Source organism: Bifidobacterium sp. LH_417, assembly GCF_056357035.1.
Window position 1 is genome coordinate 37,110 of record NZ_JBKEVI010000016.1, and the last position, 25,664, is coordinate 62,773.

Annotated in this window: 14 protein-coding genes and 1 pseudogene; 2 read left to right on the top strand and 13 right to left on the bottom strand. The window is 65.4% G+C overall.

Annotation, left to right across the window (positions count from 1 at the left end; translation table 11 throughout):
• Positions 1 to 3: 3 nt before the first annotated feature.
• The 7 genes from AC1AYR_RS09155 to AC1AYR_RS09185 form a co-directional block, all read right to left on the bottom strand.
• Positions 4 to 1,425 carry a tyrosine-protein kinase domain-containing protein gene (locus tag AC1AYR_RS09155; RefSeq protein WP_476512360.1) on the bottom strand — a complete coding sequence of 474 codons (1,422 nt, stop codon included), beginning with the start codon at positions 1,423 to 1,425 and terminating at the stop codon, positions 4 to 6.
• Positions 1,422 to 2,609 (bottom strand): hypothetical protein, encoded by a 1,188-nt coding sequence (locus AC1AYR_RS09160; protein WP_476512359.1) that lies wholly within the window; start codon positions 2,607 to 2,609, stop codon positions 1,422 to 1,424. Before AC1AYR_RS09160 ends, AC1AYR_RS09155 begins: the two co-directional genes overlap by 4 nt.
• Before the next feature lie 360 nt (positions 2,610 to 2,969).
• Positions 2,970 to 4,508 (bottom strand): glutamate synthase subunit beta, encoded by a 1,539-nt coding sequence (locus AC1AYR_RS09165; protein ID WP_476512358.1) that lies wholly within the window; start codon positions 4,506 to 4,508, stop codon positions 2,970 to 2,972.
• Position 4,509: 1 nt separating this feature from the next.
• Entirely contained in the window at positions 4,510 to 9,081 is a 4,572-nt protein-coding gene (gene gltB, locus AC1AYR_RS09170; protein ID WP_476512357.1) for a glutamate synthase large subunit, read from the bottom strand.
• Positions 9,082 to 9,361: 280 nt separating this feature from the next.
• On the bottom strand, positions 9,362 to 10,399 hold the full coding sequence (locus AC1AYR_RS09175) for a LacI family DNA-binding transcriptional regulator (RefSeq protein WP_476512356.1): 1,038 nt from the start codon (positions 10,397 to 10,399) through the stop codon (positions 9,362 to 9,364).
• Between the two features lie 146 nt (positions 10,400 to 10,545).
• Complete coding sequence (locus tag AC1AYR_RS09180; RefSeq protein WP_476512380.1) at positions 10,546 to 13,869, bottom strand: FtsX-like permease family protein; 3,324 nt, start codon at positions 13,867 to 13,869, stop codon at positions 10,546 to 10,548.
• Positions 13,870 to 13,871: 2 nt separating this feature from the next.
• Positions 13,872 to 14,573 (bottom strand): ABC transporter ATP-binding protein, encoded by a 702-nt coding sequence (locus AC1AYR_RS09185; protein WP_476512355.1) that lies wholly within the window; start codon positions 14,571 to 14,573, stop codon positions 13,872 to 13,874.
• A 246-nt stretch (positions 14,574 to 14,819) separates the two neighbouring features.
• On the opposite strand from AC1AYR_RS09185, the gene AC1AYR_RS09190 reads away from it, so the two are divergent.
• A complete protein-coding gene (locus tag AC1AYR_RS09190; protein WP_476512354.1) occupies positions 14,820 to 15,431 on the top strand; it encodes a TetR/AcrR family transcriptional regulator in 612 nt (203 codons plus the stop codon).
• A 149-nt stretch (positions 15,432 to 15,580) separates the two neighbouring features.
• Here the strand turns inward: AC1AYR_RS09190 and AC1AYR_RS09195 are convergent, their stop codons facing one another.
• Both AC1AYR_RS09195 and AC1AYR_RS09200 read right to left on the bottom strand, forming a co-directional pair.
• Complete coding sequence (locus AC1AYR_RS09195) at positions 15,581 to 17,818, bottom strand: YhgE/Pip domain-containing protein (protein WP_476512353.1); 2,238 nt, start codon at positions 17,816 to 17,818, stop codon at positions 15,581 to 15,583.
• Complete coding sequence (locus AC1AYR_RS09200; protein ID WP_476512352.1) at positions 17,818 to 20,409, bottom strand: YhgE/Pip domain-containing protein; 2,592 nt, start codon at positions 20,407 to 20,409, stop codon at positions 17,818 to 17,820. The genes AC1AYR_RS09195 and AC1AYR_RS09200 overlap by 1 nt, the downstream gene beginning before the upstream one ends.
• Before the next feature lie 154 nt (positions 20,410 to 20,563).
• On the opposite strand from AC1AYR_RS09200, the gene AC1AYR_RS09205 reads away from it, so the two are divergent.
• A complete protein-coding gene (locus AC1AYR_RS09205; RefSeq protein ID WP_476512351.1) occupies positions 20,564 to 20,839 on the top strand; it encodes an NAD(P)H-dependent oxidoreductase in 276 nt (91 codons plus the stop codon).
• A 271-nt stretch (positions 20,840 to 21,110) separates the two neighbouring features.
• On the opposite strand, the gene hemW is transcribed toward AC1AYR_RS09205, so the two are convergent.
• The 4 genes and pseudogenes from hemW to AC1AYR_RS09225 all read right to left on the bottom strand — a co-directional run.
• Entirely contained in the window at positions 21,111 to 22,412 is a 1,302-nt protein-coding gene (gene hemW / locus AC1AYR_RS09210) for a radical SAM family heme chaperone HemW (protein ID WP_476512350.1), read from the bottom strand.
• 143 nt (positions 22,413 to 22,555) lie between these two features.
• Complete coding sequence (gene lepA, locus AC1AYR_RS09215; RefSeq protein ID WP_476512349.1) at positions 22,556 to 24,436, bottom strand: translation elongation factor 4; 1,881 nt, start codon at positions 24,434 to 24,436, stop codon at positions 22,556 to 22,558.
• A 122-nt stretch (positions 24,437 to 24,558) separates the two neighbouring features.
• A complete protein-coding gene (gene rpsT, locus AC1AYR_RS09220; protein WP_476512348.1) occupies positions 24,559 to 24,819 on the bottom strand; it encodes a 30S ribosomal protein S20 in 261 nt (86 codons plus the stop codon).
• A gap of 135 nt (positions 24,820 to 24,954) precedes the next feature.
• Positions 24,955 to 25,506, bottom strand: a pseudogene (locus AC1AYR_RS09225) (trimeric intracellular cation channel family protein); the annotation flags it as partial.
• Positions 25,507 to 25,664 lie beyond the last annotated feature (158 nt).

Below are 25,664 nucleotides of genomic sequence, written 5' to 3' on the forward strand. Positions count from 1 at the left end.
GGCCTACTTCTTCCTGCCGGCGCTTCTCCTGCCGGTCTTCTTCCGCTTGTCCGCGTTGTGATAGTAGTTGCCGTAATAGTGTCCCTGACGGTCGTGCCGTTCGGCGTAGTTCAGCACCGCGCCCAACGGCTTGACATCGGCCATCTCGAGCCCTTCGAGGGCTTCCGGCAGCTCCCTGCGGTCCTCCACGCCAAGCCCGACGAGCATGATCACATTCCCCTGCCCGCGCGCCAGCAATGCGGCGTCATTGCCCACCATGAGCGGGCAGGTGTCGACGATCACGTCATCGTAGAGGGACGCGACATGCTTGAGCAGGCTGCGCATACCATCGGAGTCGATGAGCATGTTCGGGTTCTCGGTCCTGCGGCCGGCCGGCAGCACGCTGTAGTTGGCTTTCCAATACTGCTGCACCGCGTCCTCGAACGAGGCCTGCGCGGTGAGCACGTGCGCGAGGCCCAGCGACCCCGTGATACCCAGACGGTCGGCGACGGACGGATGCCGCAGATCCGCGTCGATGAGCAGCACGCGGCGACCGGCCTCCGCACAGGCGGCGGCGAGGTTGACGCTGAACGTCGTCTTCCCCTCCCCCGCCTGCACGGAAGTGACGACGAGCACGTTCCCCTTGTTGTCCGCCGACGCCGGCTTGGAGAACAGCAGGTTCGTGCGGATGCGGCGGATCTCGTCGGCCTCCATGCCACCGGGCCTGCCGATCACCGCGGCGGCATCGCCCGCATACCCCGGGCCCTTGGCGAGCTCGCCGAAGATCGGCATGTCCGGTACAAGGGCGGCGAAGTCCTTGCGGTCGTGGATGCGCACGTCGAGCAGCGAACGCAGGACGACCGCCGTGACCGCAAGCACGACGCCCGCGAGCATGCCCACCACACCGTATTTGACATGATTCGGTTTGGACGGTTTCGACGGCGGCAACGCCTCGTCCACGACGCTCAGGTTGATCGGGGACACGGCGTCGGTCTGGTCCCCATGCTCGTACAGACCGGAGGACACCTGATGCTGCAGCGACTGCGCGACGGCGTTGGCGAGTTCGGCGGACCGTTGCGCATTCCCGTCGGTGACGGTGATCGTCAGCAGCATCGTCCCCTCGGGGCGCTGCACGTCGATGCGCTCGCCCAGGGAAGCGACCGTGTCGTCGAGACCATACCGGTTGATGACCGGCTTGAGCACGGCATTGGTCTTGACCAGATCCGGATAGCTGTCGATCTGGCTTGCGATGTAGCTGGCACCGTTGGTCAGGTCGGACGTCCCCTCCGACGACCCCTGATACATGGCGAACAGCTTCGCGGTGGCGGCGTACATCGGCGTCTGCGAGAACGACAATCCCACCGCGCCGACGGTCACGACGAGCGGGATTACGATCGCCATGACCAGATGGCGACGCAACGCATGCAGGAATGTAAGCACCGTCATATCAGACACCTTTCCTCCGAATCGGAACAACCTTGCACGTCTTGCACGTTCTGCACGTCCTGGGCGCCGTGGGAGCCCCGGATCAGGGGCAGCAACGCGAACAGCGCGGGATTCGTCACCGCGCTCGGCAGGAAGCTCTCGCTCATCGCATACACGAACACGACGAACAGCAGGAACGTCATGTCCGTACGCCGCTGCCGGCCGTACCGCAGCAGCATCAGCCAGATGGCCCCGAACAGGAGCACGCTCAGGGCCAACCCCTGACGGACCGCCATGTACACGACGCTGTTGTCGAACGCCACGTCCCGCACCGGACTGGACTGGCCGAACAAGCTGACGCCGTAGTTCGCCAACCACCAGTGGTCGTTGCGGATGCGGCCGGTCATCAGATGGTCGAGCGTGCCCAGCCAGCCCGAAGCCCCCCGATACAGGTAGCCGGTGCCCAGAAAGAAGAGCACGCACGCCGGCACGACGAAATGCGCGCACCGGTCGAAGACCGCCGCGAACCACGGCCAATACCGCAACAGGCCGGCAAGCAGCAGCATGCCCGACGTGACGGCCAATCCGGTGATGCTGCGCGTGAACACAAGATACAGCCCGGCATTGCCCATGAACATCAGCGACAGCGACGGCAGTGAGGAAGCCCGACGCCACAACACGCAGCTCAGGGCGAGCACCATGAAGAAGCACAGGTGGACGATGTTCGTCGAACCGCCGTTGATGCCGATACGGGTGACGAACCCACCCGCGGCGGCGGAATAATGGGTGGTGCGGGTGATGTCGAACACCCCGACCCAACCGAACAGGGCCAGCACGGCCAACCCCACGCCCTTGGCGAGGCACGCGCACAGCAGAACCAGGCGGATCTCCATGTCCCATGCCGCCAGAATCAGCAACACCGAAAGCAACACCGTGAACTCGCCGGTCAGCATCATGTTCAGCAGCGCCACACCGATCAGCAGCAACGCGACAACGATGTCACGGACACCATACGCCCGGCATATCATGGCGTTGGCCAGCAGGACGCAGCCCAATGCGGTGATGAGAACATACGCTTCGTCGCCGCTGTTGTACCCCAACGCCTGTCCCAGACATTGGACCGCGAAGACGATGATGAGGAACGCGTCAGACAGCCGCATGGACAACGCCGCGGCGCGGGAGCGATCCGTCATCAGCCGCGACATGCCACTTCCTCCCGCGCCAATCACAAACCACCGACACTACGTTGTCATTGTCGCCCACGCTCCAGACATGGGGGCAACCCCTACCCGCCATCCACCCCCGGTCGCGCGATGGACGATGCGGACGCCGGCGGACGCGAAACGGACGCCGGCGCAGGCGAAGACGAAAGCCAGGAACAGGCGAAAGGCGAGGTCGGTGTCCGGGCATACGAAAACGGTGCCGCGACCATGGTCACGACACCGTTCATCGACGTAACGGCGACCCCGTCGGGAAACGTCGCCTCGCCATCACCAGTCGGCGAGGCGACGCAACACGCCCGACGGGAATCGCTCCCCTATCGGCCGAAACCCTCAGGCCGAACCTCAGCGGGGCAACATCATCGGACGCTGCGAGGCCGTGATCGGCGCGGGCAGCTCGCTGGTGTGCTCGCTGGACAGGTATTCGTCCACGGCGGCCGCGCAGGAGCGGCCCTCCGCGATGGCCCACACCACGAGGCTCTGGCCTCGGCCGGCGTCGCCGCACACGAACACGCCGTCCTGCGAGGTGGCGAACTTGTCGTCGCGGGCGATGTTGCCGCGCTGGTCGAGCTCGACGGGCAGCTGGTCGACGATGGTCGTGGTGTCCGGGTGGAGGAAGCCCACGGAGATGAGCACCAGGTCGGCGGGCAGCACGCGTTCGGTGCCGGGCTGGCGGGTGAACGGGCCGTTCTCGCCGGGCGCGACGGAGACGACCTTGAGACCGGTCACGTGGCCGTGCTCGTCCGCCACGAAGCCTTCCGCGGTGGTGGAGTTCTCGATGTGGACGCGGCTCTGCTCCTCGTCGGAGCCGATGAAGTTCACCGAATCCGTGGAGTACAGGTATTCGCCGCCTTCGGCCATCGACGTGGTCTTCTGGTAGAGGCGTGCGAAGGTCGGCCACGGCTGGTTGTCGGGACGTTCGGTCGGTTCCTTCGGCATGATCTGCAGCACGGTGACGTCCTTCGCACCCTGGCGGATGGACGTGCCGAGACAGTCGGAGCCGGTGTCGCCGCCGCCGATCACGATGACGTGCTTGTCCTTGGCGGTGATGTCGTGCTCGAGCGGCGCGCCGTAGATGCGCCGGGTCGCGTCGGGCAGGAACTCCATTGCGAAGTGGATGCCGTCGAGTTCACGGCCGGGGATTTTCATGTCGCGCGGCACGCGGGAGCCGATGGCGACGACGACCGCGTCGTACCGGTCGCGCAGGTCGTCCCAGCTGATGTCCTTGCCGATCTCCACGCCGGTCTCGAAGCGGGTGCCTTCGGCCTCCATCTGCTTGATGCGGCGGTCGATGAGCGTCTTCTCGAGCTTGAAGTTCGGGATGCCGTAGCGCATGAGGCCGCCGAGCGCGTCGTCCTTCTCGTAGACAACGACGGTGTGGCCGGCGCGCGTGAGCTGCTGCGCGGCGGCGAGGCCGGCGGGACCGGAGCCGACGACGGCGACGGTCTGATCGGTGAGGCGCTGGGGCGGCATCGGCTTGACGATGCCCAGCTCCCACGCCTGGTCGATGATGGTGACCTCGTCGTTCTTGATCATGGTCGGCGGCTGGTGGATGCCGAGCACGCACGCGGATTCGCACAATGCCGGGCAGATGCGGCCGGTGAACTCCGGGAAGTTGGAGGTCAGGCTCAGACGCTGGTAGGCGTCCTCCCACTGCTCCTGGCGAACCAGGTCGTTCCATTCGGGGATGAGGTTGCCCAGCGGGCAGCCGGTCATGCAGAACGGGGTGCCGCAGTCCATGCAGCGGGCCGCCTGTTCGGTGGTCCACGACTGCAGGCCGGATTCGGCATGCACGTCGAACCAGTCCTTGATGCGCTGCTCGACCGGACGTTCGGCCAGCTCGCGGCGGGTGCGGACTTTCAGGAATCCTCTCGGGTCGCCCATGTCAGCGCGCTCCTTCCATGACGTGCTCGTACACCTGTTCCCAAGCGCCGGGCGTGTTGAAATCGATGTGGTTGGCTTCCGCCTCCTCCATGGCCTTCGTCATGGCGACGAACTGCTTGGGGACGACGTGAGTGAAGCGCTTGGCGGTCTCGTCCCAATCCGCCAGCAGGGATGCGGCGAATTCGGAGCCGGTCTCCTCGGCGTGCTTCTTGACGAGGCCCTTGACGAGGTCGGAGGTTTCGGCGTCGAGCGGCTCGAAGAGCAGCGCGCCGGATTCCACGGCCTCCGGGTTGACCTGCTTCATGTCGAGGTCGAGCACGTACGTGTTGCCTCCGGAGAAGCCGGCGCCGAAGTTGCGGCCGGTCGGGCCGAGCACCACGACGGTGCCGCCGGTCATGTACTCGCAGCCGTGGTCGCCCACGCCCTCGACGACGAACGTGGCGCCGGAGTTGCGCACGGCGAAGCGTTCGCCCGCCTTGCCGGCGACGAACATCTCGCCGGAGGTGGCGCCGAAGCCGGTGACGTTGCCGGCGATGACGTCCTCATGCGGGTCGAAGGTCACGCCGTCCTCGGGACGCACGATGAGGCGTCCGCCGGACAGGCCCTTGCCGGCGTAGTCGTTGACCTCGCCGTACACGCGGATGGTCTCGCCGCGCGGGATGAACGCGCCGATGGACTGGCCGCCGGAGCCGTGCAGGGTCATGTCGATGGTGTCGTCGGGCAGGCCCTTGGCACCATAGCGGCGCGTGATCTCGTAGCCGACCATCGTGCCGACCGTGCGGTTGACGTTGCGGATCGGCATATCGATGCGCACGGGCTCCTGGTGTTCGAGCGCCGGCTGAGCGAGTTCGATGAACCGGTTGTCGAGCGCCTTCTCCAGCTCGTGGTTCTGGCTCTCCGTGTTGTGCAGGATGGTGCCCGGCACGGGACCGGCCTGCTTGAGCACGTTGCTCAGGTCGATGCCATCGGACTTCCAGCGCTTGATGGCCTCGTCCTGGTCGAGGCATTCGACGTGGCCGACGGCCTCCTCGAGCGTGCGGAAGCCGAGTTCGGCGAGGATCTCGCGGACCTCTTCGGCGATGAACATGAAGAAGTTGACCACATGCTCGGGCTTGCCGCGGAAGCGGGCGCGAAGCTCCGGATCCTGGGTGGCGATGCCCTGCGGGCACGTGTTCTTCTGGCAGGCGCGCATCATGACGCAGCCTTCGACGATCAGCGCCGCGGTGGCGAAGCCGAATTCCTCGGCGCCGAGCAGGGCGGCGATGACGACGTCGCGGCCGGTCTTGAGCTCGCCGTCGCACTGGACGACGATGCGGGAGCGCAGGCCGTTGAGAATCAGCGTCTGCTGCGTTTCGGACAGGCCGATCTCCCACGGGGTGCCCGCATGGCGGATCGCGTTGAGCGGGGCCGCGCCGGTGCCGCCGTCGTAGCCGGAGATGAGCACCACGTCGGCATGGCACTTGGCCACGCCCGCGGCGATGGTGCCGACGCCGAACTCGGAGACGAGCTTGACGTGGACGCGGGCCTTCGGGTTCGCCATCTTCGCATCGTTGATCAGCTGCTTGAGATCCTCGATGGAGTAGATGTCGTGGTGAGGCGGCGGGGAGATGAGCTCGACGCCCGGGGTGGCGTGGCGGACCTTGGCAATCCACGGCGGGACCTTGGCTCCCGGCAGGTGGCCTCCTTCGCCCGGCTTGGCGCCCTGGGCGAGCTTGATCTGCAGGTCGGTGGCGTGGACCAGGTAGTCGGAGGTTACGCCGAAGCGCGCGGACGCGATCTGCTTGATGCGGCTGTAGCGCTGCGGATCCTCGATGCGGTCGTCGGATTCGCCGCCCTCGCCGGAGTTGGAGCGCGCGCCGATCGTGTTCATGGCGATGGCGAGCGTCTCGTGCGCCTCCTGGGAGATGGAGCCGTAGCTCATCGCGCCGGTGGAGAACCGCTTGACGATCTCGCTGGCCGGCTCGACCTCGGAGATGTCGATCGGCTTGCGTGTGTTGTTGAACTTCATGAGGCCGCGCAGCGTCATGAGCCTGTTGGAGGTGTCGTCGATGTGGTGCGAATACTTCTTGAACATGCCGTAGTCGCCGCGCTGGGTGGACTGCTGCAGCAGGAAGATGGCCTCCGGGTCGTTGAGGTGGTCCTCGCCGGTGCGACGCCACTTGTAGAGGCCGCCGGTGCGCAGGTTGCGGTGCGGGGACGCGGTCCACTGGTTCGGGTAGGCGACGCGATGGCGGGAGGCGACCTCCTCGGCGATCTCGTCGAGGCCGACGCCGCCCACGCGGGTGGTGGTGCCGGTGAAGTATTCGTCGACGACCTGCTGGCTCAGGCCCACGGCCTCGAACAGCTGGGCTCCGCGGTAGCTCATGATGGTGGAGACGCCCATCTTGGCCATGATCTTGAGCACGCCGATGGACAGCGCCTTGGTGAGGTTCTTCACGGCGGTGGCGGGATCGACCTTCACGTAGCCTTCGCGCGACAGGTTCTCGACGGATTCGAACGCCAGGTACGGGTTCACGCAGGCGGCGCCGTAGGCGATGAGCAGGGCGACGTGGTGGATCTCGCGCACGTCGCCGGCCTCGACCGCCAGGGAGACCTGGGTGCGGGTGTGGCGGCGCAGCAGATGGTGCTGCACGGCGGAGGTGAGCAGCAGCGACGGAATCGGGCCCCACGTGTGGTTGGAGTCACGGTCGGACAGCACGATGAAGTTGCTGCCGTTGTCGATGGCCTCGTCGATCTCGGCGAAGATCTCGTCCAGACGCTGCTGGAGGGCTTCGCCGCCGCCGGCCACCTGGTACAGGCCGCGGACCACGTAGGGGCGGTAGTAGCCGCCGAAGATGCGTGCCTTGTCGAGACGCTTGAGCTGGGCCATCTCGTCGGAGTTGATGACGGGCAGCGGGATGAGGATCTTCTTCGCATGCAGCTCGGAGTCAGCAAGCAGGTTCGGCTCGGGGCCGATCGCGGATTCGAGGCAGGTGACGGTCTCCTCGCGCTCCCAGTCGAGCGGCGGGTTGGTGACCTGGGCGAACTTCTGGTTGAAGTAGTCGAACAGCATGCGCGGGCGCTTGGAGAGCGCGGGCAGCGGGGTGTCGTTGCCCATGGAGCCGAGCGGCTCCTTGCCGGTGTTGGCCATCGGCGTGAGGACGATCTTCAGGTCCTCCTCGGTGTAGCCGAAGGCGCGCTGGCGGCGCTGCACGGACTGGCCGGAGTGGTTGACGTGCTCGCGGGCGGGCAGGTCGCTCATCTCCACGGAGTTGCCCTCCACCCACTTGCGGTACGGGTGCTGGGCGGCGAGGGACTTCTTGATCTCCTCGTCCGGGATGATGCGGCCTTCCGCCGTGTCCACGAGGAACATCTTGCCGGGCTCGAGACGGCCCTTGGAGACGATGTGCTCCTGCTCCATCTCGGGCAGGACGCCCGCCTCGGAAGCGAGCACAAGGTAGCCGTCGTCGGTGAGCTGCCAGCGGCCGGGACGGAATCCGTTGCGGTCGAGCAGCGCACCGACCTGGGTGCCGTCGGTGAAGACGATGTCGGCCGGGCCGTCCCACGGTTCGATGAGCGTGTTGTTGTACTCGTAGAAGGCGCGCACGTCCGGGTCGAGGTCGGGGTTCTTCTCCCATGCCGGCGGCAGCATCATGCAGATGGCGTGCGGCAGGGAACGGCCGGCGAGGTGCAGCAGTTCGAGACACTCGTCGAAGGTGCCGGAATCCGAGTAGCCGGGCGTGGTGATCGGCAGCAGCGGTTCGAACTCGCCGAGCAATTCGGAGCTCAGTCGACCCTCACGGGCGGACAGCCAGTTGCGGTTGCCCTGGATGGTGTTGATCTCGCCGTTGTGGGCGAGCAGGCGGAACGGCTGGGCGAGCGGCCAGCTCGGGAACGTGTTCGTGGAGAAGCGGGAGTGGACGATGGCCACGGTGGCCTTCATGCGCTCGTCGACGAGATCCGGGAAGAAATGGGTCAGCTGCATGGTGGTCAGCATGCCCTTGTACGTGATGGTGCGCGCGGACAGGGAGGCGAAGTACACGCCCACCTCGTGTTCGACGCGCTTGCGGATGCGGAACGTCCTGCGGTCGAGCTCGATGCCGGCAAGGCCGCCTTCAGGGTCGGCCAGGACGAGCGTCTTGAAGCCGGGCATGGCAGCGAGAGCCTGCAGGCCGAGGCCGTCCGGGTTGGTGGGCACGACGCGCCACGCTAGGACCTCAAGGCCCTCCTCGCGGGCGATCTTCGCGATAGCCTGCTCCTGCTGGCCGGAGGTCTCGATGTCGCGGTCGAGGAACGCGATGCCGGCGGCGTAGTGGCCTGCGGCGGGCAGTTCGGCGGGCACGGTGGCGCGCATGAACTCGTCCGGCATGCTCATCAGGATGCCGGCGCCGTCACCCGTGTTCTCCTCGGCACCGACCGCGCCGCGGTGGTCGAGGTTGACCAGCACCTCGATGGCGTCCTTGACAATCTTGTGCTCGGGGCGCTTGTTGAGCGTGGTGACCATGCCCACACCGCAGGCGTCATGCTCGTTGGAGGGGTCGTACATTCCATCCGGAGCGTGGACCGTGAGATCAAGCGGGGCTTTGAATGTCACCGAAATCACCTCAATTGGTATCGGGCGCGCGGAAGCGTGCCACTTGGGTCAGTTGCTGTTGACAGCGTAGCGTCGCACTATGTCCTTCGCGTTTCGCTGTCCATATACCGAGTTGCGGAAAAAGTCAATACCCAATTTTAGCCGTTTTCGTGACGGCGTCGCGCACAGGCGGGTTGACGGTGTGTCACCACCGCACCCCCGGCGCACCGTCACAGAAAACCGTCACAGAAAACCGTCACAGAAACCGTCACCGAAACCGTCACAGGAACCAGAAACGCCGTCAGCGCCACGGCACGTATACGCTTTCGGAGGCGCGCAATGCAGGCTGCCCCTCGACAACCTCGACGCGGGGATCGGGCGGCTCGACGCCGTCGCGCTTGGCCTTCACCTGCTCGTAGAGCATGCGGAAAGCGCGCTGCCCCATCTCAAGGTAGTTCTGGCCGTAGCTGGTCAACGCAGGCGACCACATGGAGGCGAAGTTGCGGTCATCGAAGCCGACGACGCTCACATCGTCCGGCACCTGACGCTCCTTCTCCCTCAACCCGCGAATCACGGCGACGGCGGTCTCGTCGTCGCCGGCGAAGACCGCGGTCACGTCGTCGCGCTCCCCCAACGCACGCCCGGCCGCGACGGCCTCCTCCAGATCGCGCGACACGACGATCGGTTCATGGATGGCGACGCCGCGCTCCTCGAGCGCGTCACGCCAGCCGTCGGTACGGGTGTTGTCGGTAGGACCTTTCGGGCGGGTCACGTGGAAGACGGTCTCGTGCCCCATGTCAAGCAGGTGCATGGTCATCCACCGTCCGGCCTCGCGCTCCGCATTGACGATCTGGCGGTCGGCATCACCGAATCCGCCGCCGACGACGACCAGCGGCAGGTCCTTCGGCAGGTAATCGAGCGCCTTGATGCCGGCACGGTCGTACTGGTAGACGATGGCGCCGGCGGGACGCACGGACAGACCCATCCTGACCCGAGCCTCGACCGAATCCATGTCGGACTCGTCCAAGGAGACGATGTTCATGAGGAACCGGCACGCACGTGCCGCCCGCTCGACCCCGTGGTTGGTCTCGGAGGTGGAGAACGCCTCCGGATTGGCGGCGAAGACCACCACCGTGTCCATTTCCCGGTTGGACAGGGCGCGGGCCACGACGCTCGGTTCGTAACCGAGCTCCTCGATGGCCTTGGCGATGCGCGCCCGTTTCTCCTCGGACACCTTCACGGTGCCGTTGAGGTAGCGGGATACGGTGGGCGCGGAGACGCCGGCGAGTCTGGCGACGTCCTTGATCACCGGACGGGAATGCCCCGTGCTTCTCGCCATGCGCGTCTCCTCCCGTCGTCGTCCTGTCTGCCCTTCAATCCAACGCACTAGTTAAAAGGGCGAACCGGACATAGGAACGAACCGGCAGGCCCGGGAGGGGCGTCCGTCCGCCCCGTCCATCGGCTCGCGGGCACCCCTTCCGGGCTTCACTCCACCGACTTGAGCGCGGCGAGCATGTCCACGTCGCGAAGCCTCACGTAGACGACCACGCCGAGCACGGCGAGCACCACGGCGATGAGCGCGGCAGGCGCGACGAACGCCGGCCAGCCGAGCGCGGGGTCGAACATGACCTCGTCCGGCGGCACCTCGGTGATGATGTACCGGTGGAGCCCGGCACCGATTCCGTACCCGGCGAGGATTCCGATCACGGAGAGCACGATGGTCTCCCGGTAGATGTACATGGTCGTCTCGTTCGAATGGAATCCGAGCACCTTGACGGTGGACAGTTCGCGGATGCGTTCGGACACGTTGAGGTTGGTGAGGTTGTACAGGATCACCACGGCCAGGAGCGCGGCCACGAGGATCAGCACCTCCATGATCTGGTCGAGCGAGTCGACGATCGTGGCCACCTGGTTCTTCGCGGTGATGTTCTGCACCACTCCCCTGACGCCGTCGTTCCTCATGAACGAGGCGCCCACGCGTCCGGCGTTCGCCGTATCCGGGTTCTTGAGCCGGACCATGTACGCGTTCGCCGTCCAGTCCTCGCCGAACACGCGTTCGTAGCCCCCGGAGGACATGAACATGAAGTGCCCGATGTACATCTCGGTCACGCCGTCCACGCGCACCGTGCGCTTCGAGCCCGTGGAATCGGTGACGCTCACCGTGTCACCCTCCTTCACGCCGAGCATCGAGGCCATGCGCTCGGAGATGACGGCCCCGCGGTCGGTGAGTATCTGCGGCTCGTGCCCGGAGCGCGAACGCAACGTCATGTATCGGCCGAAGTTGTAGGCGTCGTCGGTGACGATCACCGTGACATCCTGCTTGTCGCCCTGACTGCCACCTTCCGTCGTGGCCTCCTCGTAGCGAATCGGCGTGGAGGAGGCGACGGCGTCACGCTTCATCATCCGTTTCACGGAGGCTCGCTGTTCGTCGTTGTTGTCGCTTTTCTCGGCGACGATGAGATCGTAATGGACGATTTCGCCGAACTGGCGTTCGCTGATCTGCCCGATCGACCCCTGCACGCCGAGACCTGCGGTGAGCAGGGCGACCGCACCGGCCACGCCGAGGATCGTCATCAGCCCGCGCGACTTGTAACGGAACAGGTTGCGCGCGGTCACCTTGCGCGTGAAGCTCAGACGATTCCATACCGGTGTGAACCGTTCGAGCAGGATCTTCGATCCCTTGGCCGGCGGTTTGGGCAGGAGCAGCGCGGCCGGCTTCTCCCTAAGCTCGCGCGATGCCGCCAGCGTGGCGGGCACGACGGCGCTCGCCCAGGCGAGCAGGAACGCGATCGCCGTGATGCCGGGGTGGAACGCCAGCGCGATGCGCGGCATCGTGAATCCGTCGGAGTAGGCGTGGTCGACGATGAGCGGCAGCAGCGTATGGCCGGCCGCGACGCCGATGACGGTACCCAGCGTGGAGGCGAGGAAGCCGTAGCAGGTGAATTTCTTCAGGATGTCCGCGTTCCCGTAGCCGAGTGCCTTCAATGTGCCGGAGTTGACGCGTTCCTCATCGACCATGCGCCCCATCGTGGTGAAGGTGACGAGCGCCGCCACGAGATAGAGGAACACGGGGAAGATCAGGGCGAGTTTCTCGACGATGCCCGCGATGATCTCGTAGACGCGATAGCCTTCCGAGGTCAGTCCTTCGCGTCGCCCGTCGATCGAATAGGCGGGTACTTCGAGCGTATCGACCTTCTCGCGGGCGAGCGCGATGTTGCGTTCTGCTTCGGCTATCTTGCGCTCGGCGGCGGGTTTGGCGGCGTTGAATTCGGCGAGTTTCGCGTCGTATTCTTCCTGCGCCTTCTCAAGGGCGCGTTGGCCCTCGACGAGTTGGGAGACGCCGCCTTGCGCGTCTGTTCCGGACGCGCCGCGGCCGGTCAGGGTCGAGACGGCCGCACCGAGCTCGCCTTGTTTGGCGGCAAGCTGGGTGCGCGCGTCGGCGATGGCGGCGGCGTTGTCCTGATAGTCCTGCGAGCCCTGTTCGAGCTGCGACGCCCCGTCGTTCCACTGTGCGAGCGCGTCGTTGTAGGCGGCGAGCTTCGCGTTATATTGCGAGGCGGCATCGTTGTAGGCGGCGAGCGCCTGGTCGTATCGCGTTTGGGCGCTGTCGTATGCGCCGCCGGTCAATCCGCTTTCCTCCCATTGCGCGAGGAGCGTGCCGATCTTGTCGAGCACGGATTTGGCCGCGTCGAGCTGGGTGCGCGCCTGGTCGAGCTGGGTCTTCGCCTGGACGAGTTGGGTCCATGACTCGTCGAGTCGGCCCTGCCCTTGGGTGAGTTGTTGCGCGCCGGCGGCGAGCGCGGTCTGTGCGGCGTCGAGTTGGGAGTCGGCGGAGGCTATCTGCGCGGTTGCTCCGGCGAGTTCGGCGACGGCGGCGGATGCCTGGTCAGCGGCTTGGATGGTCCCGTCGGCCAGTTGGTCTTTGCCGTTTTCGATCTGGGTTTTCGCGTCGTCGAGTTGTTGTTGCGCGTCGATGAGCTGCTGTTTGGCGTCGTCGACCTTGCGTTGGGCCTTGTCGATCTGCGCGCGTCGGTCTTCGCGGATGGAGGCGGCACGCGCGTCGGGCTGGTTGGCGAGTCGCTTGGTCAGCGTGGTCTTGTGCGCGTTGACGCGGTCGCGGTAGTCGGCGGTCCAGTAGTCGACGTCTTGTGTGTCGTGGAAGGTGACGCGGCCGATCATCGTCACGTCGGAGTCGAACACGGTTGTCGTGACGACCGCGTAGCCGTCGAGTTCGCCGGTGCCGGCGGTGGATTGTCCCATGTTGAGGTTGGAGACGGTGTCGCTGGCGTCGACGAATCCGACGACGGTGAAGTCGTTGCGTGTAAGCACGGTGTCGCCGGCGATGTCGGGTCGTTCCTTGAGTCTGATGGTGCTGCCGACCGCGTAGGTGTCGCGTTCGGCACGGTCGAGCGCGATTTCGTTCGCGTGTTCGGGCATGCGTCCTTCGACCACCTCGTAGGTGGAGACCGATTCCGGTTTCGAGTAGACGCGTATGCTGTGGTCGGAGTTGCGGATGGTCACGTCTTTGAAGTAACCGAATTCGGCTTTGTCGACGCCGTCGGTCGCGCGGATGATCCGTTCGTCGTCCTTGCTCAGGCCGTAGTCGCTGATCACGGTGACGTCGGCGAGATTATGCCGTCCGTAGAAGTCGGTGCCGGTGATCTTCATGTCGGGTCCGGTGACGAACAGTCCGACGAGGGCGAACGATCCCAAGGCCATGAGGCTCACGATGGAGAGGAACCGACCTTTGGATTTGGCGAGGGTGATGCGGATGTCCTTCCACAGCATGCGCTTGCGGATTCTGCTCATGGTCACCACTCCAGATTCTCGATGTCCATCGGGTGTTCGTTGGTCTCGATGGATTTGACGCGGGCGTCGTGCATGTGGATGACACGGTCGGCGATGGGCGCGATGGCCGAGTTGTGGGTGACGATGACGACGGTGGCGCCTTTGAGGCGGCTCTGGTCCTGAAGGATTTGCAGCACCTGTTTGCCGGTGTTGTAGTCGAGCGCTCCGGTCGGCTCGTCGCACAGGAGGATCTTCGGGTTCTTGGCGACGGCACGCGCGATGGCGACGCGTTGCTGTTCGCCGCCGGACAGTTGCGCCGGGAAGTTGTCGATGCGGTGTTCGAGGCCGACGTCGATGAGCGCCTGCACCGGGTCCTGCGCGTCATGCACGATTTCGGAGGCGAGTTCCACGTTCTCGCGTGCGGTGAGGTTGGCGACGAGGTTGTAGAACTGGAACACGAAGCCGATGTCGTGGCGACGGTAGTCGGTGAGCTGGTGCGCGGTGTAGTTCGAGATGTCCTTGCCGTCGATGATCACCTGCCCTTCGGAGTTGGTGTCCATGCCGCCGAGGATGTTGAGCACGGTGGATTTGCCGGCGCCGGACGCTCCGAGGATGATGGCGAGTTCGCCTTTCTCGATGCCGAAGCTCACGTCGTTGTTGGCCGTGATCGTCGTGTCGCCCATGTGGTACCGCTTGAAGCTGTGGATCATCTCGATGTACGCCATCGTCGTGTTCACCTTCCGCAATAGACAACATGTTGATTTAACTATTTGCGATTGTATGGGCGGATTGCCGGGCCGGTCAATGAACAGCTTTCCCGATTCCGTCTATATTGAACGGTTTCCGGCGAATCGTTGATTCCTGCATTAAACGGACAACACGTTGATACAATGGGTGGATGGCGACATCATGCGGCGCACGGACGCCGCAATGACGTCGGAAACGGGAAACGGCACGACGGGGAGCTACCGATGACGGGCAAACGCAACACCAAGACCGAGGCGAAGATCAAGTCCGCCTTCACCACACTGATGCGCGACAAGGGGTTCGACGCGATGACCGTGAGCGACATCGCCCGCACCGCCGGCATCAACCGCGGCACCTTCTACATGCACTACCTCGACAAGTTCGACCTGAAGCAGCAGCTCATCGACGACACGATCGACGACCTGACCGCCATTCTCCTGACCAACGCCGACGCCGACGGCACCGTCACGACGCGAGCCGGCAAGCCCATCTGCGACGTCTTCCAGGCGAAGTCGATCTCCGAGGCGCTGGTGTACATCAAACGGGACTACGAGTTCTTCAACGTGGTCTCCCAATCCGGCAACGACATGCAGCTCTACGACCGGCTCAAGAAGGTCCTGAAGCAGCTGATCGTCATACAGGCGACACGCTCCGGCGCCGAACCGCAGAACATGTACAGGGGCATTCCCGCGGACTACGCGATGGAAATCCTCGTCTCCGCCGTCGCCTCGATCGTCTGGCTGTGGATCCGACGCGGATGCAAGGAGAGCCCGGAGGAGATCTGCCGGATCATCGAGATCAACAAGACCACGGCCCCGGTGGACATCCTCTGGTAGCCGGAAGCCCACCGGGCTTCCTTGGTGCCCTCGCCTCCGACCCCAGCAATGACGAACCCGCCTACGGCGGGCTTAACATCACCCTCACTCGGCTTCCGCCTCGCTCAGGCTGAGGACAGTCGGAAGTCCACCGGGCTTCCTTGGTGTCCTCAGCCCATCACCCCCGTGCTGGCGACGAGTTCGTTGGTACGGTTCATGAGGCGGCTGATCGGAGTGTAGAGGGGGATGCCGATGAGCAGGGCCACGACGAGGTAGATGCCCAGACGCCCCATCTGCTCCCAGTACACGTTCCCGTAGAAGCCGCCGATCGTCTCGCGCAGGGCGGCGATCGCATGCGAGAACGGCAAGTACGGGTGGATGTCGCGGAAGCCCTTGGCGAGCATCTGCACCGGGAACGTGCCGCCGATGCCGGCGATCTGCGCGATCATCAGCGCGGTGCTGACCGCCTTGCCGATGTTGCCGAACACCGCGCCCAGCGTGTAGATGAACACGCTGCACACGAACGCCGTCCACCACAGGCACAGCATGAACCGCCACGGATCGACGGTCTGCACGCGCAGGTAGAGGAGGTCGCCGAGTCCCAGAATCGTCGACTGCACGAACGCGAACGCGCCGAACGTCATGCCGCGGCCCAGGTAGCACTGCCATCCCCTGATGCCGGGGATCGAGGCCCGCATGCGCTCGGAGACCTGCACGTTCATGATGAGGCCGAGGAAGGTGATGCCCACCCAGATCGCCATCAGCGTGTAGAAGGGCGCCATCGCGGAGCCGTTGTTGGACACGGCGTACAACGCCCTGCGGTTCATCGAGACCGGCGAGACGAGCGCCGTGGCGAGCGTCTCGGCCGGCTGGGAGAACAGCTCGCGCACCGCCTGCACGCCTCCGGACGCCAGCGCCGCGTCGATGTCGTCGGCGAGCGCGGTGAGCTTGGATGACTGGACCTGCAGTTTGGTCTTCACGTCGTCGAGGTCGTCCGCGGCGGCGGTGATGCCGGAGGCGGCGTTCGATGACCCGCTGCCGGCGCCGTCCGCGCCGTTCGTGCCGGCACTCCCGACCGTCCCGGTCGCGTCGGCGAGCAGCGACCGGGCCGTGGCGGTGAGTTCGACGGTCCGGCGCCCGGTCTCCTTGGCGGAGGCGCCGAGTCCGTCGAGTGACGTGGAGACGTCCTGCCTGTAGGAGCGTCGGAGTTCCCGGATGGAGGCCGCCATGCCCCCGGCTTCGGCCGCGATGGCCTCGGCGTCCTTCCGTGCGGTCGTCGCGCCGGATTCGAGGGAGTCGGCGGCCTTGTTGAGTTTCGTGTCGTGCCGTTCGAGTTTGGCAATCGTGCGGTCCACGTCCCTGACGGCCGCGTCGATGGCGTGTTTCGCCGTGTCGGTGCCTGCGTCGTTGCGCAGGGCGGTGAGCGCGTCGCGGTATCCGGTGAGTGCGTCGATCGTCGGACGCACTTTGTCGGTGGAGATCGCGCGCAGTCGCGCGGCGGTCTCCTCCGCGTTCGAGGCGGGTTCGGACACCGCGTCGGAGACGTCCCCGCCGACCGTGTCGAAGGCGTCGGCGAGCGTGCCGAGTCCGGTTTCGATGCCTGTATCGGCTTTGTCGAGGGCGTTGGCGGCCTCGTCGAGTTTCGCGGACAGGTCCTTCGACGAGGAGCCGTCCGAGGCGAGGGTGTCGCCGGCGCCGTCCATCGATGCGGCGGCCGTCGTCAGCATCGATGCGGCGGACCGCGTCAGGTTCGCGTAGTCGCCGGCCAGTGAGCCGGTCGAGTCGAGGTCGTCGGCCGTTCTCCTCAGGTTGGCGGACAGTGCGGCGATCCGTCCTTCGCCACCGCCGTCGTCCAGATACGAGGCCACGGATTCGATGCCGCCGAACGCGGCCTTCGCCACCGTGGAGGTGAGCATCTCGTTGATCTGCAGGCGCACCGACGCGGCGCCCTGGTTCGTGATCGTGGGGGCGATCGGGCTCAGTTTCGGGTTGGAGTAGTAGACGATGCTCGCCTTGCGCGGTTCGCTGGAGAACAGGGTGAACAGGTCGTCGCTGAAGTCGGCGGGGATGACGATCGCGGCGTAGTATTCGCCGCCGCGCACGCCCCGGCGGGCCTCGTCCGCGTCCACGAACGTCCAGTCGAGGTCGTCGTTGGCGCGCAGCGTGTTGACGACCTGGTCGCCGATGCTGACCTTCGCCGGCAGCATGTCGCCCCGGTATCCCCTGTCCTCGTTGGCGACGGCGACCTTGAGACCGCTGGTTGCGTCGTACGGGTCCCAACTGCCGTAGATGTTGAACCACGCGTAGAACGAGGGGATGATGATCAGGCCTATGGCGATGATGAGCGTGACGACCCCTTTGCGGACATGGTCCATGTCCCTGAGGAACACGGTGAGCACGTTGCGCATCAGCGGTTCTCCTTTCCGGTGTTCGCGATTTCCGTTCGCGCGGTCTTCGTCGGCGTCATCTCCGCCGCCGTGGTCTCCGTCTCCGCGCCGACTCCCAGATCCCGCAGCGCGGCCATGAGCGGGGCGAACAGGTCGCGCTCCCCCATCTCGCTCTGCCGCACGCGTTTGGGCAGGTTCCAATGCAGGTATTCCATGATGATGAGCGCGACGTCGATGACGAGCACGCCGATGAGCCATGCGACGAGGAATGCGAGTCGTCGTCCGGTGATCCACATGATGGCGAGGAGCAGGACCGGGATGGCCCACACCAGGTGGAAGCCGACGCGCACCAGCGTCGGGTAGAGGCGTTCGAACCGTTCCGCCCTGCGCCGCAGTCCCGCGCCCCATGTGCGGTCGTCCATCATCCTGCGCATCGTCGCCATCAGACCGTTGTCGGCGCCGACGATCTCCTGATGGCGCACGTTCATCAGATCGCTGTCGGCGAGTTGGCGGGTGAACAGCGCGTTCAGATCGGCCAGATGGGGACGGGCCATCATCGCGACCAACAGCGCTCCGACCGCGAACAGCGAGACCTGTCCGAGATAGCGCCAGTAGTCGCCACCGTTGAGGCCGCCGATCGCCTCGCGCAATGCGGGCACGCCGTAGGAGAACGGCAGCCATGGGTGGATCACCTGATAGAAGCGCGACATCATCTCGACCGGGTACATGCCGCCGGCGCCGGGCACCTGGAGGATGACGCCGATCACGCTCAACGCCATGCCGAGGTGGCGGAACATCATCACCAGCGAGTAGACGAACGAGATGTAGGTCATCGAGCATACGACTGTGCCGAACAGGTACGCGGCGGGCGAGACGCATTGGATGCCGATGGCGAGGTCGCCCGCGGCGATCACCACGCCCTGCAGCATGGCGACGGGCATGAACAGCAGCCATCGGCCGAGGAACGCCTGCTTGGCGGTCAGCCCGTCGACGCCGTCGGAATCGGCGTCGTGACGGAACAGGGTGAGCACGACGAACGAGCCCACCCAGCAGGCGACGTTCGTGAAGAACGGCGCGACGGACGAACCGTAGTTCTCCATCGGGAAATATTCGCGGGTCTTCAATTCCACGGGTGAGGAGAGGAATCCGGAGACGGAGTCGGCGTCAAGGCCGGCCGCGCCGCGGACCGCCGTCCACGCCTCGCTGGATTCGAGCAGCGCGAAGTCGGCCTGCGTGCGTTCGATCCGTTCGTCGACGCCGTCCAGTGCGGAGACGGTGCGGCCGGTCACGTCGGAGGCCATGGCGAGGGTCGCGTCCATCTGCGTGATGCCGTCGGAGATTCGCTCGATCTGGTTCGAGACGGAGCCGGTCGCGCCGGACAGGCCGACGAGTTTCGCCGAGATCGCGTCCAGTCCGCCGTTCGCCTTGGCCGTGGCGTCATCGAGTTTCGCGGACAGGCCGTCGACCCGGTTCCGCGTTTCATCGAGCGAGGCGGAGATCTGCTCGCCGTTCGCCGCGAGATCCGACGGCAGACGGTCGTTGAGCCGACGCAGGTCGTCGATCTGGCCGGAGAGCTCCTGCTGTTTGGTTGTGAGCTGTCCCAGCACATCGCTGTCGGCGAGCTGCGGATCGGATTCGAGGATGGCGATGGCGTCGCCCAGGGAATCGTTGGCCGATTCCAGCGGGTCCAGCGCGGCGTCGACCTTGCCGGCCGTCTGCGCCGCGGTGCCGTCGATGGAGCCGACGAGGGTGTTCACGCGGCCGCTCAGCGAGCCGAATCCGGTCCGTCCTTGGCCAATCGCCGCGCCGGCCTGGGTGCCGAAGGCGTTCAACCCGTCGCGCACGTCCCCGACCGACGAGGCCGTGGTCCCGAGGCTCGACGACAGTCCGGTCGCCTGCGTCGACAGGGAGGCGAGGCTTGTCGAGACCCGTTGCAACGTGTCGCGAGAGGAGTCGATGCCCCGACTGGCTTCGGTGAGTTTGGTTTTGGCCTGTTTCACCTTGGTCCGCGTGGCGTCCAGTTGTCCGGAGAGCGTGGCGGAGGCGCTTTGCATGCCCGTGTCGGCGTTCGCGGCGGCCTTGGCGAGCTCGCCGGTCATCGCGTCGCTCACCGTGGAGACGAACGCGGCGTTGATCTGCTGTTCGATGGCGTTCGCCCCGGATTCGGCGACGCGGGGCGAAAGGGAATTGACCTTCTCGTTGACGTAGAAGTCGAGTTCCGATCTGCCGGGCGTGCCGTGGACGATGGAGGTCAGGTCGCGGCTGAAGTCCGACGGGATGACGATGGCCGCGTAGTACTCCCCCGATTCGACGCCGGCGATGGCGCGCGAGTCGTCCACGAACCGCCATCCCAGATCCTTGTTCGTCCTGAGGGAGGCGACGGTCTGCGCGCCGATGTCGATCGACCGGCCGTTGACCGAGGCGCCCCTGTCGTTGTTCGCCACGGCGATCGGCACGTCGCCGGTCAGCGAGTACGGGTCGAGGTTCGCGGCGACGTTGAGCCACGCGTACAGTCCCGGCATGATCGAGGACGCCACCAGCAGCAGCACCGCGAACGGCACCGCGAGGATCCGTCGCGAGTCCCGCACGAACACCTTCCATACATTGCGCATTGATGCCCCATCCCCATCCATAATCATCACGGTGTCTATTTAACGAGCGTCATTATGGAGGATGGACGGCTTCGACGCAATGAACAATTCGGGTGAAACTGTCGTTTCGGCAACTCTGTCCGGCCACCGCCGATAGCACGACTCCACGCACAAGGTGCTCGAATACGGCTGGGCGTACGGCACGGACGACGACGCGCTGCGCGACAAGGAAATCATGGTCGCCACCACCGCCGGCGGACCGGAAAGCGAATACCGGCCGGTCGACGACGGCGCCACGATGGATGAGGTGCTCTCGCCGTACCGGATGATGGCACGCTACACGCACGCCGTATGGAGAAAGCCGTTCGTCGTGTTCGAATCGATGGAACTGGATGACGCGGCGCTCGCCGAAGCCGGTCGACATTACCGGGAAGCGCTGCTCGCCGAATGAGGGGTCGGCGAGTCAAGCAGCAAGCGCATCCTCGTCAACGCGGTCTGCCCGGACATCACCGACACGTTCGGCTCCGGCATGTTCGGCCGCCCGGTCGAAGTGAACGCGAAAAGCATCACTTGGGCGGCGACGCTGCCCGACGATGGCCCGACCGGCGGTTTCTTCCGCGACGGTCGACCATTGCCGTGGTAGCGGACGCACATGACCAAACAGACGATGGCATAAGCCGTAGGGCGTCGCCTGACGTCAACGGACCATGCCATCGCCCAGGTCAGATGCCGGCGAGGTCGAAGAATCGTTCGATGACGGCGTCGTTGAGCAGCCGCCCCCTGCGGGTGGGAACGACGCGGTTGCCGCCTTCAACGGTGATGAGTTCCTCATCGACCATCGGCTGGAGTTCGGCGACGTCGATGGGCTGCAACGATATGGCTTCGCCTTCCGCTGCGGCACCGCCGGCCTTGTTCTCAGCGGACGCGACGATGGCTTGGTTGATGCGATTCAGGTCGAGTCCCTCGCGCAGACGCAGGCCGAGCATGATGAGCTCCTCGAGGTTCTCGGTCGCCGTGATCGGCTCGCTGCCACCCCACGGGATACGGCTCTCGTTGATGGCCGTGCCCCACATGCGCGGGTGGGCGATGTCCCAGCTGCGCAGAGGCCCTTCGCCTTCGCTCGGGACGACAGTGGAGGTGGCGTCGGGAGCAGCAGAGGAGGTGGCGGGCACTGCACGCCCTACCGTGTTGTAGTGGCTGTGCGCCCCCGGACCCAATCCGGCCCAATCAACGTTCCTCCAGTAGCCAAGGTTGTGGCGGCTCTCGTAGCCGGGTCGAGCCCAGTTGGAGACTTCGTACCATTCAAGTCCGGCTGCCGTGAGCAGATCGTCGGCTATCTCGTACTTGGCGGCTTCGTCGTCGTCGTTCGGCTTGGGCAGGGTACCGGCGGCAATCTGCCTGCCCATTTTGGTGGTCGGTTCCACGGTGAGGGCGTAGGCGGAAATATGATTCACACCCAAGTCGATGGCCGTCTCGACTGAGGTGCGCCAATCGTCGAGGCTCTCCCCCGGTGCGCCGTAGATGAGGTCGACGCTGGAACGCAGACCCGCCTTGTCGGCGGCACGCACGCCGGCAGCCACGTTCGCGGGCGTGTGTGTGCGGTCGAGGGTCTTCAACACGTGCGGCACGGCCGACTGCATGCCGAAGGAGATGCGGGTGAACCCACCCGCGGCGAGACGGTCGATGTAATACTCGTTGACCGTGTCCGGGTTCGCCTCGGTGGTGATCTCCGCGCCGGGCGCGACGCCCCAGATGCGGCGGACGGCGTCCAGCATGGCCACGAGATCGTCCGCGGCGAGGATGGTGGGCGTGCCGCCGCCGAAGAACACGGTGTCGGCCGCCGGCTCCTCGACGCCATGGTCAAGCTGCCACTGTCGCACCAGTTCCATCTCGCGAATGACCATATTCGCATAGTTGCCGCGCGAGGCACCCGCACCAAGATCCACTGCGGTGTATGTGTTGAAATCGCAATAGCCGCAACGGCGCAGGCAGAACGGCACGTGAATGTATATTTCGTAGGTCATATGGCTCCCTTTGACGAGGGAGCTGGCCACCGTAGGCGGACTGAGGGAGAGACCCCAATCCGGCGTTCACTGCGCCCCTCGCTCCCCCACCCGGCATCGCCGGGAGCCCCCTCGTCCGAGGGGGCCGATTCCGATCGTATCCGTCAGCCCTCGCTCTTCTGGGCGGCGCGGATCTTGTCCTTGGTGTCGCGGTCGTTCGCGTCCTCGCCGGTGGACAGGGCGGCGATGAACGCCTCCTGCGGCACCTCGACGTGGCCGAGCATCTTCATGCGCTTCTTGCCGGCCTTCTGCTTCTCGAGGAGCTTGCGCTTACGCGTGATGTCGCCGCCGTAGCACTTGGCGAGCACGTCCTTCCTCAGCGCCCGGATGTTCTCGCGGGCGATGATGCGCGAACCGATCGCCGCCTGGATCGGAATCTCGAACTGCTGGCGCGGGATGAGCTCACGCAGCTTCTTCGTCATCATCACGCCGTAGCTGTACGCCTTGTCGCGGTGCACGATCGCGCTGAACGCATCCACCTTCTCGCCCTGGATGAGGATGTCCACCTTGACGAGGTCGGCCGACTGCTCGCCGTCCTCGTGATAGTCGAGCGAAGCGTAGCCCTTGGTGCGGGACTTGAGCTGATCGAAGAAGTCGAACACGATCTCCGCCAGCGGGATGCGGTAGTGCATCTCCACACGATCGGTGGAGATGTACTCCATCGTGCCCATCTGGCCGCGATGGTCCTGGCACAGGTCCATGACCGCACCGATGAACTCCTTCGGCGTGATGATGTCCGCGGCGACCATCGGCTCGACGATCTTCTTGATCTTGCCGTCCGGGAACTCGCTCGGGTTGGTGACGTGATGTTCGCTGCCGTCCTCGCTGGTCACCTCGTAGGTGACGTTCGGCGCGGTCTGGATGAGGTCGAGGCCGAATTCGCGGCTCAGACGCTCGGAAACGATCTCCATGTGCAGCAGACCGAGGAAGCCGCAACGGAAGCCGAAGCCCAGCGCCACGGACGTCTCCGGCGTGTAGACGAGCGCGGCGTCGTTGAGCTTGAGCTTGTCGAGCGCCTCGCGCAGTTCGGGGAACTGGGCGTTGTCGATCGGGAACAGGCCGGAGTAGACCATCGGCTTGGGATCGCGGTAGCCGGGCAGCGGCTCGGCGGCGGGATTGACCGTGGAGGTCAGGGTGTCGCCGACCTTCGACTGGCTCACGTCCTTCGCGCCGGTGATGATGTAGCCGACCTCGCCGGCGCCGAGCGCCTTCGTGCGCGTCATGTCCGGGCTGATCACGCCGATCTCGATCGGATCGTGCGTCATGCCGATGCCCATCATGTGCACCTTCTCGCGGTCGTGCAGTTCGCCGTCGACCATACGGATGTAGGTGACGATGCCGCGGTAGGAGTCGTACACGGAGTCGAAGATAAGCGCGCGGGCGGGCGACTCGGGGTCGCCTTCCGGTGCGGGCACCTCCATGACGATCTGGTCGAGCAGGTCGGCGACGCCCTCGCCGGTCTTGCCGGACACGCGCAGCACGTCGCTCGGCTCGCAGCCGATGAGGCCGGCGATCTCCTCGGCGTGCTTGTCCGGCTCGGCGCTCGGCAGGTCGATCTTGTTGAGCACCGGGATGATGGTGAGGTTGTGGTCGATGGCCATGTACAGGTTCGACAGCGTCTGCGCCTCGATGCCCTGCGTCGCGTCGACGAGCAGCACCGCGCCCTCGCATGCGGCCAGCGCGCGCGACACCTCGTAGGTGAAGTCCACGTGGCCGGGGGTGTCGATCATACCCAGCGTGTATTCGGTGCCGTCGAACGTCCACGGCACGCGCACGGCCTGCGATTTGATGGTGATGCCGCGCTCCTGCTCGATGTCCATGCGGTCGAGGAAGCGGTCGCGCATCTCGCGTTCGGGCACGATGCCGCTCAGCTGCAGGATGCGGTCCGCCACGGTGGACTTGCCGTGGTCGATGTGCGCGATGATGCAGAAGTTGCGGATCAACGACTGGTCGGTGGAACCGGGCTGGTTGTGCTGGGTGGCCACTGAACATGCCTCCTAATCGACTTTGGTCAAACCTTCATTAGTGTACGCGAAATAAGAGACCCCGCAAACCGGATGGGTTTGCGGGGTTCCTTGACCTTCCGCTCAACGGAGCGGAATCAGTCTCACAGGGCGTTGATCGCGACGGCAAGGCCGGACTTGCGGTTGGCGGCCTGGTTCTTGTGGATCACGCCGGCGCTGGCGGCCTTGTCGAGCTTGCGGGCGGCGACCTGGTAGGCGGCCTGGGCGGCGGCCTTGTCACCGGCGGCGATGGCCTCACGGGTGGCGCGGACGGCGGTCTTCAGCGAAGACTTGACGGCCACGTTGCGCTTGTGCGCCTTCTCGTTGGTGAGGACGCGCTTCTTCTGCGACTTGATGTTTGCCAATGTAACTCCAAACGACGTTTGCTATAAGGACATACGAGACGTAGATGTTAGCATGCCGTGCGGATAACACGACGCGCCGCCCGCGGACGCGCCACTTGGCCGTTTTCGCCTCCCCGTGAACGGGGCGGAAAGCGGTCAGGCATCATCGTCATCGCCCCATCGGGCGTGCGGTTCGCGATCCGAGGAACCGGACTTCGGAGTGATGTCCGGACGCCTGAGGTAGCGCCCCTCCCCCGGCAGGTAGACGTTGTGGCGCTCCACGGCACCCGGGAATTTGAGGTTGTAGATCACAGAGGCGAGACGCATCCCGACGATGAGCACGATGATGAGCACATCAAGGCCGATCTCCTGTTCGGCGTCCAACAGACCGGCCATGCGCCCCTTGCATACGAACACGGTGCACACGCATCCGATGGCGGAAGGCACCGCATACCAGTGTTTGTCGCGGATGATCATCGGCACGTCGTTGAGCAGGATGTCACGGGTGAGGCCTCCGCCCAGCGCGGTCGCCATGCCGAGGAATCCGGCGGTCATACCGGACGTGCCGAGATACATGGCCTTCGCCGTGCCGTTGACGGCGAACAAGCCGAGCGCGAGCGCGTCCAGCGTGATCATCGACCATTTGAGCTTGTTGATCTCCGGATGGACGATCGCGATGGCGACACCGAAGACGAGCGCGGTGAGCACCGACCGTTGCAAGCTAGTTTGTTCTAGTTTGCAGGACGGTCTTGCGGCCGTCCGCTCCAAGTCTGACGCCGGTCGCCCGGCTGCTTGGTTCGCACTTCGCGGGGGTCTGCCTTCCATCCTGACGGACGGCGGGTCTTGCGTCCCCTCCATGCGCGTTT